General features: G+C 36.8%; 11 protein-coding genes. 3 read left to right on the top strand and 8 right to left on the bottom strand.

The features are described from left to right. Positions 1–200 precede the first annotated feature (200 nt). The gene (locus tag G4P69_RS32400; protein WP_208339881.1) at positions 201–413 is read left to right on the top strand and encodes a hypothetical protein; all 213 of its coding nucleotides are present in this window, start codon (positions 201–203) and stop codon (positions 411–413) included. Between the two features lie 4 nt (positions 414–417). Here the strand turns inward: G4P69_RS32400 and G4P69_RS32395 are convergent, their stop codons facing one another. Next, entirely contained in the window at positions 418–2,787 is a 2,370-nt protein-coding gene (locus tag G4P69_RS32395; RefSeq protein ID WP_208339880.1) for a serine/threonine-protein kinase, read from the bottom strand. An 814-nt stretch (positions 2,788–3,601) separates the two neighbouring features. Here G4P69_RS32395 and G4P69_RS32390 point away from each other — a divergent pair. Beyond that, positions 3,602–4,123 carry a LabA-like NYN domain-containing protein gene (locus G4P69_RS32390; RefSeq protein ID WP_208339879.1) on the top strand — a complete coding sequence of 174 codons (522 nt, stop codon included), beginning with the start codon at positions 3,602–3,604 and terminating at the stop codon, positions 4,121–4,123. A 97-nt stretch (positions 4,124–4,220) separates the two neighbouring features. Continuing rightward, the gene (locus G4P69_RS32385; RefSeq protein WP_208353880.1) at positions 4,221–5,816 is read left to right on the top strand and encodes a 2-isopropylmalate synthase; all 1,596 of its coding nucleotides are present in this window, start codon (positions 4,221–4,223) and stop codon (positions 5,814–5,816) included. 133 nt (positions 5,817–5,949) lie between these two features. Here G4P69_RS32385 and G4P69_RS32380 read toward each other — a convergent pair whose 3' ends face one another. The 7 genes from G4P69_RS32380 to G4P69_RS32350 all read right to left on the bottom strand — a co-directional run. After that, on the bottom strand, positions 5,950–6,495 hold the full coding sequence (locus tag G4P69_RS32380) for a GIY-YIG nuclease family protein (RefSeq protein ID WP_208339877.1): 546 nt from the start codon (positions 6,493–6,495) through the stop codon (positions 5,950–5,952). A 379-nt stretch (positions 6,496–6,874) separates the two neighbouring features. Then, on the bottom strand, positions 6,875–7,792 hold the full coding sequence (locus G4P69_RS32375; RefSeq protein WP_208339876.1) for a glycosyltransferase family 2 protein: 918 nt from the start codon (positions 7,790–7,792) through the stop codon (positions 6,875–6,877). A gap of 125 nt (positions 7,793–7,917) precedes the next feature. Further along, entirely contained in the window at positions 7,918–8,859 is a 942-nt protein-coding gene (locus tag G4P69_RS32370) for a glycosyltransferase family 2 protein (RefSeq protein WP_208339875.1), read from the bottom strand. A 14-nt stretch (positions 8,860–8,873) separates the two neighbouring features. Continuing rightward, on the bottom strand, positions 8,874–10,163 hold the full coding sequence (locus tag G4P69_RS32365; RefSeq protein WP_208339874.1) for a glycosyltransferase family 2 protein: 1,290 nt from the start codon (positions 10,161–10,163) through the stop codon (positions 8,874–8,876). A 74-nt stretch (positions 10,164–10,237) separates the two neighbouring features. Next, positions 10,238–11,464 (bottom strand): class I SAM-dependent methyltransferase, encoded by a 1,227-nt coding sequence (locus G4P69_RS32360; protein ID WP_208339873.1) that lies wholly within the window; start codon positions 11,462–11,464, stop codon positions 10,238–10,240. Positions 11,465–11,639: 175 nt separating this feature from the next. Next, complete coding sequence (locus G4P69_RS32355; RefSeq protein ID WP_208339872.1) at positions 11,640–12,959, bottom strand: ABC transporter ATP-binding protein; 1,320 nt, start codon at positions 12,957–12,959, stop codon at positions 11,640–11,642. Between the two features lie 366 nt (positions 12,960–13,325). Next, on the bottom strand, positions 13,326–13,545 hold a 220-nt coding region (locus G4P69_RS32350), incomplete at its 5' end, for an ABC transporter permease (protein WP_390693626.1).

The raw sequence follows: 13,545 nt of genomic DNA, 5'->3' as shown, positions 1-13,545 counted from the left end.
CCAACAAGTTAAACTTACTGACTTTAGCATCGCGTCAAAGTTGAATCAGGAGGTACCCCAGATTACCAATCCCAACTACATCGAAGGAACTCTAGCATATATGTCACCAGAACAAACAGGGTGACAGAAACTCTATGTAACTAGTTCACAACCCATATCCAATCTTCACTTGAGTAAACCAAACAGTTCGGCTATCAACGATGAGGGAACAAATACAACCAAATGAACTGGAGGTTGGCAAAATTTATGAAGTTCAATTTCTCAACGGTTACAAAATGTTAGTCAGGTTTACAGGTTTTCAAGGTAGACGCTACTATTTTGTTGCTGAAGCGGGAAACCAGTTCTCAATAGCCGATAATTCTATTGAATATCTGCGCTTTTACAGAATTCCTAAAACAGATAGTATCACCTGAGTGGTTAAGAACCAGGAGGAGGGGAATCTGGGGTTTGTTCAGTTACTCCTGTCCAAGGTGTGGTAGGAGTGTACGAATCATCTTCTAACGATATCGTCGCTATTGTTAAATCATCTGTTGATAAAGAGTATTTACCTTCAAGAGCTATTAATTTGTTAAGTGCTTCAAGAGCTATAGAGGCAGATTGATACCTTTGCTGGAAGTTTTCCAACACCATTTTGCTAAGAATCTTAGCCATGGGTTTACTTACTTCTGCCAAGGTACTCCATATCAACTCTCCATTACCATCTCTTTCTAGTTCATGAGGTGCTTTACCAGTTAAAGCTTTTATCCCTATTATACCGACTGCATAGATATCACTACTATATTGGGGACGCCCATAGCATTGTTCAGTAGGCGCATAACCTTTGGTCCCAATGCTAATCGTGAAGGAGGTTTGCTCTTGATTATCAAGTATTTGTGTCGAAACTTCTTTAACAGCACCGAAATCAATCAATACTAGTTTACCGTCTGAGTCACGACGAATAATATTGCTGGGTTTAATATCTCGGTGAATAACACCATTTTGATGCACAAATGCCAATATTTCCAATAAATCACGCAACATCTTGATAACTGTAGTTTCAGGGATGCGTTTTCCCGTAGGCAGTTCTTGACTTAAAGCATGACCAACTATGTACTCCTGAACTAAATAAAATTCTTCTTCTTCTTCAAAATAGGCTAAAAGTTGGGGTATCTGGTTGTGTCTTCCCAATTTTTGCAGTGTTTGTGCTTCGGAATTAAATAAACGCCTAGCAACTATCAGCTGATCCGGTTTACTATGGGCAGGTTTTAGCTGCTTTACAACACATAAAGGGTTGCCAGGAAGTCTGGTATCTTCAGCAATATAAGTTTCGCTAAACCCACCTGAACCTAGAACTTTAATAATCTTGTAACGTCCATCAAGAAGCTTTCCTGATATTGCCATCTCTCTTTGTTGGAGTAAGTCTTTGAGATCATCTTGCTGACTGAGAATCTCCCGAACAACATGATGAGATGCGTATTTTTGAAAAACATCCAACAATTGACTTTTTCTGAAAACTTCTTTAGCCACTTCAGTTCCCATATAGCAAAGCCCAATCGTTGCCAGCGCTAGTACTGGAACAGCTGCGGGGAGAATTAATTGAGCATAAACAAATAATATATAGCTAATTGCTCCCCAAAGGGTAGCAAGAGCAAGACTTAAGTATAGTCTGATAATGCCTTGCTTTTTCCTGGCGACTATTACCCCGCATCCACCTACTAACCCAAGTACGAATAAACCACGTGCTTGACCACTCTTAAGGATTTCTTGGATTGTTCGATCTTCGATTAAAGTTGCGATCGCATTAGCATGAATTTCTACTCCTGACATAGGTTGTGGCGACAGCCAGCTTCCAGATGCTGCTACTGGATGATAATCAGTGCTCAACTTAGTTGTTGCGCCAATCAACACAATTTTGTCTTTAAAAATCTTTCCCTGCTGTAAATAAGTATCCCAATTTTGGGGGTCAAGTACGTATGAAAACGGAATCACTTCAAATGTACCGGCTGGTCCCTGAAAATAAATTTGATTTCCCTTGGGTTGGGGATAGTTTACTTGAGATGCTCTAAGAACTGCTTCATCAAAGGAAGGCAACTTCTCCGACACAGCATCACCTAACAACTTAGGAAACTCGCTAGCTAATTTCCGAATCGTACCATCTGCTCCTAAAGGAAAATTCACTAATCCGATTGAGACAGATCCAGTAAGAAACATCTGCTGCGGTCCCTTGAGTTGTACTACGCTACCGTTTTCCGTCTCGGTATTTTCGTAAAGAGCCGCTAAGGTCACTTGACTTCCATAACGCTGTAATAACTGTCTCAGCTTTTCGTCATCATTTTTACCATAACTGCTTGGCGTATCGAATAAAACATCTATTGCAACGGACTTTGCTCCAGACTTAATCAAACGCTCGGTGACTTGGGCATAGGCTTCTCGTTTGAAAGGAAACGCTTTTAGTGGTTCCCAATAAGCGTACTGTTGTGGATTTGTTTTATAATACTGTGCTGGCACTGATATAGACTGATCATCAATTGCCAAAATTACTATATCTCTGGTTGGTGTTAATGGTCCTCTTATTAAATAAAAGAATGTTTGAGCTTGACTTTCCATAAATTGGGGTAGGGTCAAACTAGAAGTGGCTAGCATTGCTGCCCCTAGCGCCGAAGCAACATTAAGCCCATGACCTAAGCGGGCCATAAACTTTGGTGAACGTGCCAACCCTGTTACAGTTGCTTTGCTTAGGTTACTAAATTGTCGATGGGTAGCAGAGACATATTTTTTTGTTAACGAAGATGTAGATTTTTGTCCCATATTATTTTATGTCTTAAAGTTCACTTGACTTTTGGCTCGTTGATTTTCGAGCAATATCTTTAAAAGATGACTTTTTACGTACACCCATCACAGTAAAGCTCATAGCAGCTGGAGAATACGCACCCTTTCTTGTCTAGACTAGCTTTCAAGAGTTGTTTTTTTACGTATATATGAGTTCTAGCTAGATTTTGCCACCTTTAGTGCGCTGCCACTCTATTTAACTTAATACTCTACCTGATGGAAAGGTGATTTTGGGAACTTTTTGTTAAATCATATGGGTGCTTTTTGCATCTATGTGACATTTACATTTGTCTTTCGCTTTGAGGATATGGTCCTTTGCCGTCAAGCACCCTTTAGCTCATTTGCTCGTGCGTACCCGCTTAAATACCCTCTAACCAGAGTAAAGGTCGCGAACTAAAGCAGGTACATCTCAAGTACGCCGTTGTTTAAGTTTCGATACCAACCTTCTTCGCTTAAGTATAAAGACGGAGACACTATTATCTGTACTCTAAGTCAATTAAATACCTCTTTAGGAGTAAACTTAACTGATAGACTGCTAAGAATACTGTTGTTTAGTCAATTTTATTGGTAGATTTTGATTACGGAATGCTTATGACTGCATAAACAGTAAAAAAGGTTTAGCACGTGATCATCTCAATACCAATGTTTCAGCCCATTTTCTACTGTCAGAGAGGTTAGATAAAAGCTATGTATGACGATATGTTTATAGATATTAGCAAATATATCATTTTATAATTGCTATAATCTATTGTTCAATCTAAATTCTTTATTTATTATTTAGGTGTAATTTTCTATGGGTTCTCCGATGAATCGTCTGTCTATTTTTGTAGACGGAAACAATATGTTCTATGCTCAACAAAAGAATGGCTGGTTTTTTGACCCACGCCGCGTCTTAGAATATTTTAGAAACGAGCAGGCAGAGACAGCTTTAATCAATGCGTTCTGGTACACAGGCTTAAAAGATCCACAAGATCAGCGTGGTTTCAGAGATGCTCTAATTAGTTTAGGATATACAGTTAGAACTAAAATTCTCAAAGAATACTATGATGATTCCTCTGGTCGTTATTCACAAAAAGCAAATTTAGATATTGAAATTGTCGTAGATATGTTTAATACAGTAGATCAGTATGATCGAGTGGTTTTATTTAGTGGTGATGGAGATTTTGAAAGAGCTATCGAACTACTGCGTGGAAAAAATACTTATATTACTGTTGTATCAACAGAAGGAATGATAGCGAGAGAGCTACGTAATGCTACGGATAGATATATAGATTTGAATGATATACGCGACCAAATAGAAAAAATTGATGGTTAGAAGCGAAAACAATTATTTTTTACAAAGGTAAGAGTAAAAAAAAGTAAAGTTATAAGCTATGTTAAGTAAAAATTCAAAATTTAACAAAGACGCGGAAATGAATACTAAATTAGATAAAATAATCATTTTTGACACCACACTTCGAGACGGGGAGCAATGCCCAGGAGCAACCCTCAACATAGATGAAAAGCTAGCGATCGCTAAACAACTAGCACGTCTAGGTGTAGATGTGATAGAAGCGGGTTTCGCATTTGCTAGTCCTGGAGATTTTGAGGCTGTTAATAAAATTGCTAAAGTCGTCGGAACGGAAGATGGGCCAATAATTTGCTCTTTGGCAAGAACACGGCAAGATGATATAAAAGCCGCAGCAGAAGCCATAAAACCAGCTGCTTTTGGCAGAATTCATACTTTTATCGCCACCAGTGATATTCACCTCAAGTACAAACTGAAAAAGACAAGATCAGAAGTGCTAGCGATCGCAGAAGAAATGGTCGCTTATGCTAAAACGTTTGTTGATGATGTAGAATTTTCTCCTGAAGATGCTGGACGTTCTGACCCAGAGTTTCTTTATGAAGTGTTAGAACGAGTTATAAAAGCAGGCGCAACAACAGTTAATATTCCCGATACAGTGGGTTACACCACTCCAAGCGAATTTGGATCCCTTATTAAGGGCATTAAAGACAACGTACCTAATATTGATCAAGCAATTATTTCAGTCCATGGACACAATGATTTAGGGTTAGCTGTTGCCAACTTCTTAGAAGCTGTGAAAAATGGAGCGCGGCAATTAGAATGTACTATCAACGGGATTGGTGAACGAGCAGGAAACGCAGCATTAGAAGAATTGGTAATGGCGTTGCATGTACGTCGGCAGTATTTTAATCCATTTTTAGGTCGTCCGGCAGATTCTGAAGATTCCCTGACAAATATCGACACTAGACAAATTTATAAAACCTCTCGTCTGGTTTCTAATTTAACGGGAATGCTAGTCCAACCAAATAAAGCAATTGTCGGAGCAAATGCTTTTGCCCATGAATCTGGAATTCATCAAGATGGAGTCTTGAAAAATAAGCTCACTTATGAGATTATGGATGCCCAATTGATTGGATTAACAGAAAATCAGATAGTTTTGGGTAAACACTCAGGAAGAAATGCTTTTGGAACTCGCTTGTCAGAATTAGGGTATGAATTGTCAGAGACTGAATTGAATAAAGCATTCGTAAAATTCAAAGAGGTTGCGGATAAGAAGAAAGAAATTTCTGATTGGGACTTGGAAGCAATCATCAACGACGAGATTCAACAAGCCCCTGATTTATTCCGTTTAGAGTTAGTACAGGTTTCTAGTGGCGATCGCGCCCGTCCTACTGCTACAGTCACCCTTCGTACCCCAGAAGGAGAAGAATTAACTGATGCTGCAATTGGAACAGGACCAGTAGATGCGGTTTACAAAGCTATCAACAGGGTAGTAAATGTCCCCAACCAGTTAATCGAGTTTTCTGTACAGTCTGTTACAGCGGGTATCGATGCTATCGGCGAGGTAACTATCCGCCTAAAACACAAAAATAAAATATTTTCTGGTCATGCAGCAAACACGGATATCATCGTAGCATCAGCCCAAGCTTATGTAAATGCCCTTAATAGATTGTACGCAGCATTACAAAAAGAACAAGAACAACAGCAATTAACCTCTTAAGTTCGTAGTTGCGCGCCAGTTGCTTTAAGCCGGGAAACCCTTCTAACGCACTGGCTTGCTTTAGCACGCTAAAGCGCAACTACAAACCTTTGAATTAAGTATAAAAAATAACAACCCGATTAGAATCTTGTGTTCATTTCAAATCCAATAGCCCTTGCTCTTTTAACTTAGGATTAAAGCGAAGTTGTGTTTGTAATCCACGAGATTCTAACTCTTCTAAAATTTCTGTCTCTATTCGTCGAGCAACATTTTTTATAATTTTGATTTGTGTCATTTCATCATTCGCTGGATTGTCGTAGTTAGCCTGTTCATCCCCTAGCATAAAAGCCTTAACATTAATAGGCTGGGTCCATTTTTCTTTCTCGTTCCCATTGCCTGAAGGAACACTACCATTTTCCTCAATCCAAAACTTCTCCACATTTTCTAAAAAAGTACGACTAGGACGTTCAATTGTCTGAATTTTCACCCAATAACAATTTTTAGGTTGACGTACTAAGTGCTGTTTTAAGCTTAGATAAACATCTCGAGAATATCCTACGAATTGAAGTATTTTTTCTTGATCAAAAATTGCGTATACTCCTATTTTTGATTGAAATTCTTCAGGTAATTGCCCATTATTATCGATATAAAGAATATATTCTAAACTTGTTAAAGAAGGAATTATTGTTTCAGCAGTCATAAATTAAGGTGAAAAATATAAAGTTACTTGCTCTGCAAAAAACAGCTTAAAGAGTCGATTGTCAATAGTCATAAAAGATACTCAAGAATTTTTTATGTTTTCATGGCACAATTTCATGACAGGAAATTATAATACAACAGATGCTAGGCAAATAAACACATTATACTATATCGGTGCGCTTCGCTCCATAGGAGCGTGTAGCATTTTATTTCCCCAATTCCAGGCACAGTTACTAGCCTGCATGGGTTAAAATCGAAGTCTGAAGCGTGATTATATAATAAAAAGCTAATTTTTAAAATTCTCCTATGTAACACTTGTTTGCATGAGACATATCTTAAGTAGAGATAATCTAACGTTAGTATATCCTTAATTATAAGTTTTAATACCAAGTTTTTCCTAGTTTACCTTTTAAACCATGAAACGTTCCTAATAGGCAAGCCCAGATTTTGATCCTCTTTTCTTGGGAGTCATACAACATGATAAACGCAAGAGCACGGATTAAAAACTTTACGCGCCGTAGAAAGCTTGTTAGTTTGTAGCATCCTTTTGCATAATGCATGGATAGGTATGTGTGATTTCGGCAAATATAGTAGTGGCGAAGCGCGGAGTATTCTTGTACAAAAATTTCTCTATTGAAAAATCTAACTTTAATAGGCTGACCAAAACTGTGATACATAATTGCACTAGGAACAATTAGGTTTTTAAAACCTTGTTGCGTCAAACGCAATCCATAATCAAGGTCAATACCATCAATAAATAGATCACCTCTGGGGGGTAAAATAGATGTCGCAACTCTCAAACAAATTAACGAACCAGAGGTGATCGTCGCATCACACTCATAGAAATCAACGGTAGGAATATGATCACGAGCAACAAAGCGATCGCATTTAAACATTACACCCTTGATAACTTCATTAGTTCTTTGATCTATAGAACTTGGAGCGATAATACTGATTTTATAATTCTCATTAAAGAACTTATCATAAGCTTTTAAAAGGGTTTCCAAACAATCAGCAGTAGGAATGCTATCTTGATCAAACGTCCACAAAAAATCATATCCTTTGCTGAGCGCCCACTCTAATCCTATCCTCAAACCTTCCCCAATACCAATGTTACTTGGTTGGTGGTTGACGAAGATTTTATCGTTAACACCTTCTATAAGTGAAACAGGCGAATTGTCTAGCACAAAGATAGCACTTACTTTGTAAGACTGTTGACTAATTGCCTTAATACACTGATTAATAGCTGCATAATCTTTATATCCAGTAATGTATGCTGCTACTGTTTTGTTGCTCAAGAATCCCTCATTTAGCCCAGATGGGTGCTAATTTTTTGTAGAATTTAATATTGTTAAACTCTACCGGAACTGCAGGTTCTGTGGATTTTACCCATTGTGCCATTAGTTGAATTCGCGTTTTTAGTTTACCAAGTTTTACCCAGCTTTCCAATAAAGCCGTCAAAAGTTCCAAGTATACAAGCCCATATTTTAAGTAAAACTAAGTCTGGCTCGTAACGTATGATTCGCGTTATCATATCTATTAATAACTTGGTTCTATATATAACTGAACGGTATAACATAGCTTTTTCTGCAGTGCGAGTCTCAAAAAAAGTATGATTTCTACACGCATAGTAATACCGAGACGGTGAACAAACGAAAGTTATGACTTCGTTGTTTCCTTTGATAAGCCTATCTTTTACTTTAGAATAATTGCCAACCCGATGTTTCATTATTGTATCTTTGACAACAATAATTTCATACTCCTTCTTTCTAAAGTTCATACAGTATGCGTAATCCACAGCATCTAGGAATAATTCTTCTATAGGAGGTTCTACGTGTTTAGCTGAACTGAGATTAACTAGAGAACCAGATGTAATTACAGCATCACACTTATAAAAATCTTTAATTTCCGAACACCCAGGAATAGGTACAAGTTTGTATTTTAGAAAAACACACCCTGCAAATTCTTGTTTAGTATTTATATCAATAATGACAGGAGAGATAATTCCTATTTTCTCGCCTTTGTGAGATAATTCCTGGTGTTTCACTAATAGTTTTTCTAAAACATCAGGCTCAGGTTCGCTATCTTGATCAAAAAGCCAAAGAAAATCGTATCCTTTTTCTGTAGCCCAATTAATAGCTATTTTTAATCCTCCAGCTACTCCTAGATTCTCAGGATGAAATTCTACTACTGTGTTCTTATATCTGTCCTCAGTAACTAACTCAGTTTTAGAGTTATCGACTATAAATATTTCTATAACAGGATAAGACTGCCTCTGTATTGCATTAATAGTTTTATCAAGTGCTTCTAAGTCATTATAAGCAGTGATGTAAGCTGCAACTTTGGAATATATACTTTCAATCATATTTCTAATTTTGTTTATATTTTAACATCAACATCCTTAGCTAATCCCAAAAATTTCTTCAACTTAAACCAATTATTTCTCAATTGCCAGAATTTGCTTGATTGCATTGCAGTGATTATTGCATACGCCTGATGTAGCTCTTGCAATTCCGATTTGTTTACCCTTTGTTGAGCCTGTGAATCAGTCGATGAATAAATTTGGCTTTCATAAAATCCAAACACCATATCCGATGATTTATACTTCTTGATAAGATCAGCAAATTTTATATGAAAGTATTTAGTAAGGTTCACGGTATACTTATTAGTAGTGTTTATCATGGATAAACCATGAACTCTATATGCACTCAGAACTTTTTGTACGAATTTACAAGTGTAGTTAAATTGAGCTAATTTTAACCAGAGGTCATAATCATCCCATCCAAACCAACCATATTCAATTAACTCTGTTGAGTATCCACCAACCTTAAGTACCATGTCTTTATTAAACATAGCCATAGCATCTATGTAAGGCTGCTTTACAAGCTTATGCACATCCCATTCATAACATGAAATTCGGTTAATTTCTTTTTTTGTTTCGTTATCAAATCTACTTATTTCACCGTAAACAGCAGCATAATTAGAAGATTTTATTGAGTTGTATAGCACAGTCAAACAATTTGGATAAATCCAATTATCCGCATCTAAGATGAATACATAAGGAGAACGAGCAAGTTTTAGACCTAAATTTCTTGCATCAGCTAAACCAGTGTTAAACAGTTTTCTAATCAAACAAATAGGTAAATTAGATTCTAGCAAATACTCTTCAACTAGAGTTGCTGAGTTATCTGTTGAACAGTCGTCAATTACTAATATTTCTATATCGCCAGGCAAATCAGCAATATCTGATTTAGATACGCTGTCTAGACATTCATAGATATACTCTGAGTAGTTAAAAAGGGTAATTATAATAGAAATACACGGATTTTCGCAGATATCATAGGGACTATTTGATATCAATTTCCAAGGATTATTTCCCAACATTTCGCATATTTTTGACGCCTGTAGTCGAGAAATAACTAATAATCTTTTTTCATCAACAGTTAAATCTGAACCTTTAATATTAATAGGTTCTTTCTCAAAATTTATACATTGCTCATTGTGTTTAGATGTTTGTTGAGCATTTTCATGTATAACGTTAGCTTGAGTTGGTTGGAGATGACAGTAATCTTTTTCAATTTCTCCTTGCATTTGTAGCAGTTGTGATTGGCGGTTAGCGAGATATTTTTGCATCTCCAGTAATTGAGACTGTTGATTTTTTTCAATCATTTTCAGTTGTTTCTGTTTAATTACTCTCAGAGTATACCTTGTTAGTTGACAAGTTTTACTTTAATTAAAAAAATTCAATAAGCTTTGAGTCCAAGAGAGCGTTTCAGTCGAAACCAAGCTTGTCGTAGTTTCCAAAATTTACTGCTTTCCATCGCTTTGATAATATTTTGACAAGATTCCCACCCTTGATGAGCTTGTTGCAACTTAGTTTGTGTTTCCTGCCATTCTGTTTGAGTTTGCTGAATTTGACATTGTATTTGCCTTACTTCTGCTTGATTCTCTTGTAGTTCTACTTGGGCTTTTTGAAGTTCTGCTTGAGTTTGTTCTAGTTCCGCTTGAGTTTGTTCTAGTTGAAACTGTGATTCATTTAAATATATTTGTTTTTGCTGAATTTCAACTTTAGAAAGCTCTAATTCAGACTGTTTTTGCTGAATTTGGAATTGTGAACACTCCAGTTGACCTGTTTTCTCTTGTAGTTCAATTTGCAATTGCTCCAACTCTACTTTAATTTGGTTTAGCTGACTATGGGAAGACTTAACTTCCTCAACTAAGCTTGAATACTGGTTACTCAAAACTGCATATTTCCCCTCTATAGTTGAAGGAAATGCTTTAACGACAAACTGTAATGTATCTGCATCTTCATCTTGTTCAATTTCTTGAACAATTTTACTTTCAAAAGTATCTTGCTTAAGCTCCGGTATCCAATTTGATCCAGAAAAAATAGACAGCTTTGTTCGTTCCACAGAATCTACAAAGAATTCTGATTCGTCAAATAGGATTTCAACACTTTTGCGTGTAAAAAATCTTAGATGTGTACGATCTAAAATTCCCAGTTCCATATACTCAAAACGTCCTTGTAATAGAGCCAATCGAATAGCACCATGAGCAATATTGGGAATAGAAGCAACTACATATCCTTTTGGTTTTAATATCTCTCTAGTCTCCCTCAAGACTCTCCAAGGATCTCGTAAGTGTTCTAAAACATCTCCAAATACAGCAACATCAAATCCTTGCTTTGGCAAAATCTCAGATAGAGACACAAAATCCAAGTCAGCAACAATAACTTGTTCACAATATTGTTCTGCTAATTTGGCTGCTTTTGAATTCACTTCAACTCCAGTTACTTGACAACCTCTGTTAGTAAGTAACTTAGCAAAATAACCGGTGGCACAGCCGAAGTCTACCACGCGCTTGTTGTCTCCTACCAACTGCAACATTTTCTTTAAGCTGCTGTTGTCATCCAAATTTGCTTCAGACAGATCTGATAATAAGGGATAATCTTTCTGCCAATTACTATTCATGCAATCATACTCTCATCTAAAGTCACTAATATTAACAATGTGTACATTTTGTAGTTTAAATAATACGCTTATTTAAAAATAAAAGTTTCATCAAACGCACCCAGTTCAAATTTTACATATGTATTAAAAATATACATAATTTTATACGGTTTGGCAGTTTCTGACTCCTCTTTTTTCAAGCTTGTTGAGAGATCTGGTTTACCCTTACTTCCATTGGCTGATCAACTAACGCATGGATACGCTTACCCGTATCAGGCGGTAGTACCTGAAAAACCATTGCATTATCTATCCAGTCAAAAGTCATAGCTGTATAGCTTTCTGCTCCTGCTACCGTCAGACTATAAGAGCCAGTTCTTATAGGTAGTTTAAATTTAAATTGTATTTGTAACCTATCTCCTGCTGACAATTTACCAATCGGATGACTTTCTTCAAAAGTATTACTTCCAAGAATTTCGTTTCCGTTTTTATCACAAATATAAAAGCCAATAATACATCCTTGAAGTGAGGTATTTACCTTTACAGAAACTGTTAATGTTACTTCTTCATTAAATCCAAAAATAGGACTTTCAACGTATTCTTCAAATTGATTTAGTAAACTGACTTCTTCTATAACGGCTTTACCATTACCTCTCCTTGCTAGTTTTATATTACTAGAAGATTCTTTTACATCAACTCCATTGCAAATTAAATGATGAGAGTTATTCGGATTGCTCGATTTTGCTGCTTCAACTTCAGGTTGACCTATATCTAATTCTAGTTCTAATTCTGTTAGCAATTTCATGTATTCTATAATGACTGTATTCGGCAGTCCTGAAGTGTATATTTTCCCGTCATGAATCATTACAGCCGAATTACATAATGTTTTAATCGCTCCTGAATCGTGAGAAACAAACAGCGTTGTTACTCCAGAATCCATTAATGTTCGCATGCGCCGCATACATCGGTGCTGAAACACCACATCACCAACGGCGAGCGCTTCATCAACAATTAAAATATCTGGATTTACATTTACTGCAACTGCAAACGCTAAGCGGACAAACATCCCGCTAGAATAAGTCTTAACAGGCTGATCAATAAAGTCTCCAATATCAGCAAATCCAGCAATCTCATCAAACTTTTCTTCAATTTCTCGTTGACTTAATCCTAAAAGCCGCCCGTTGAAAAACACATTTTGCCTTCCTGTAAACTCGGGATTAAACCCGCTCCCAAGTTCTAGAAGTGCAGAAACTCTACCTTTAACTTGTACTGTTCCTGTTGTTGGCGTCAGTGTTCCGGCGATAATTTGTAACAACGTACTTTTTCCAGAACCATTACGTCCAACAATTCCTACTGTCTTTCCCTTAGGAATTTCTAAGTTAATTCCTCGCAACGCCCAAAATTCATCACTTCTGGTTTTACCGGGTAACAAAAGTTCCTTGAGCCGGTCTACAGGATGTGCATACCGCTTAAAGCACTTTGAGACGTTGTCCAGAGAAATTGCAATTTCTTCTCCCATGCTTGTGCTATTAATCCTTAAAATTCTCACACCATAAAAATCGCACTCTTAGAAGCGCTCGGGCGTCACTCTTCTTTTACTAGTATCCTGTACTACTAAATCGCATCAGAGTAAACAGCATAAACTGAATTCCTAAAGTATAGCAATCCTAAATCATTCGTCAAAAAAATCTATTGCCCATTGCCCATTGCCTTCCTTCGTATAAGTTCACAACTCAAATAGGATTGCTAAATTAGTTTGACTCCTAAAATAATATCTCTTGGACTTAGGAAGCTCTAATAACTCAAAAGTTCCCCTGTATCAAGCCGGTTATTTTATGGTATCTGGCATCAACCTATAAATAACTTGATGAATAGTAAAGCAGCTTTACAAAACATCTGCAAATGCGGGACGCAAACGGCGATAACACCACAGTCCACCACAGAAAACTATAGATGAAACTATTGTAGAGACTCCCCATTCTCCCCAGTGATGAACTTCTCCAACTAAAAGTAGGTCACGATAAACCTCAACAACTGCTGTCAAAGGATTCAACCAAAACACCAAGTTCCGCCACTGCGGTGGAATTGATGAAGCGGGATAAATA

Origin of the sequence: Aetokthonos hydrillicola CCALA 1050 (assembly GCF_017591665.1) — a bacterium.
GTDB classification, from domain to species: domain Bacteria; phylum Cyanobacteriota; class Cyanobacteriia; order Cyanobacteriales; family Nostocaceae; genus Aetokthonos; species Aetokthonos hydrillicola.
Note: the sequence above shows the minus strand (reverse complement) of the source record. Positions and strands in the feature narration are given on the sequence as shown.

Excerpts from the sequence above, each read along its gene's own strand:
- G4P69_RS32400 (WP_208339881.1), top strand. The coding sequence starts at position 201 with ATGAGGGAACAAATACAACCAAATGAACTGGAGGTTGGCAAAATTTAT.
- G4P69_RS32395 (WP_208339880.1), bottom strand. The coding sequence starts at position 2,787 with ATGGGACAAAAATCTACATCTTCGTTAACAAAAAAATATGTCTCTGCT.
- G4P69_RS32390 (WP_208339879.1), top strand. The coding sequence starts at position 3,602 with ATGGGTTCTCCGATGAATCGTCTGTCTATTTTTGTAGACGGAAACAAT.
- G4P69_RS32385 (WP_208353880.1), top strand. The coding sequence starts at position 4,221 with ATGAATACTAAATTAGATAAAATAATCATTTTTGACACCACACTTCGA.
- G4P69_RS32380 (WP_208339877.1), bottom strand. The coding sequence starts at position 6,495 with ATGACTGCTGAAACAATAATTCCTTCTTTAACAAGTTTAGAATATATT.
- G4P69_RS32370 (WP_208339875.1), bottom strand. The coding sequence starts at position 8,859 with ATGATTGAAAGTATATATTCCAAAGTTGCAGCTTACATCACTGCTTAT.
- G4P69_RS32365 (WP_208339874.1), bottom strand. The coding sequence starts at position 10,163 with ATGATTGAAAAAAATCAACAGTCTCAATTACTGGAGATGCAAAAATAT.
- G4P69_RS32360 (WP_208339873.1), bottom strand. The coding sequence starts at position 11,464 with ATGAATAGTAATTGGCAGAAAGATTATCCCTTATTATCAGATCTGTCT.
- G4P69_RS32355 (WP_208339872.1), bottom strand. The coding sequence starts at position 12,959 with ATGGGAGAAGAAATTGCAATTTCTCTGGACAACGTCTCAAAGTGCTTT.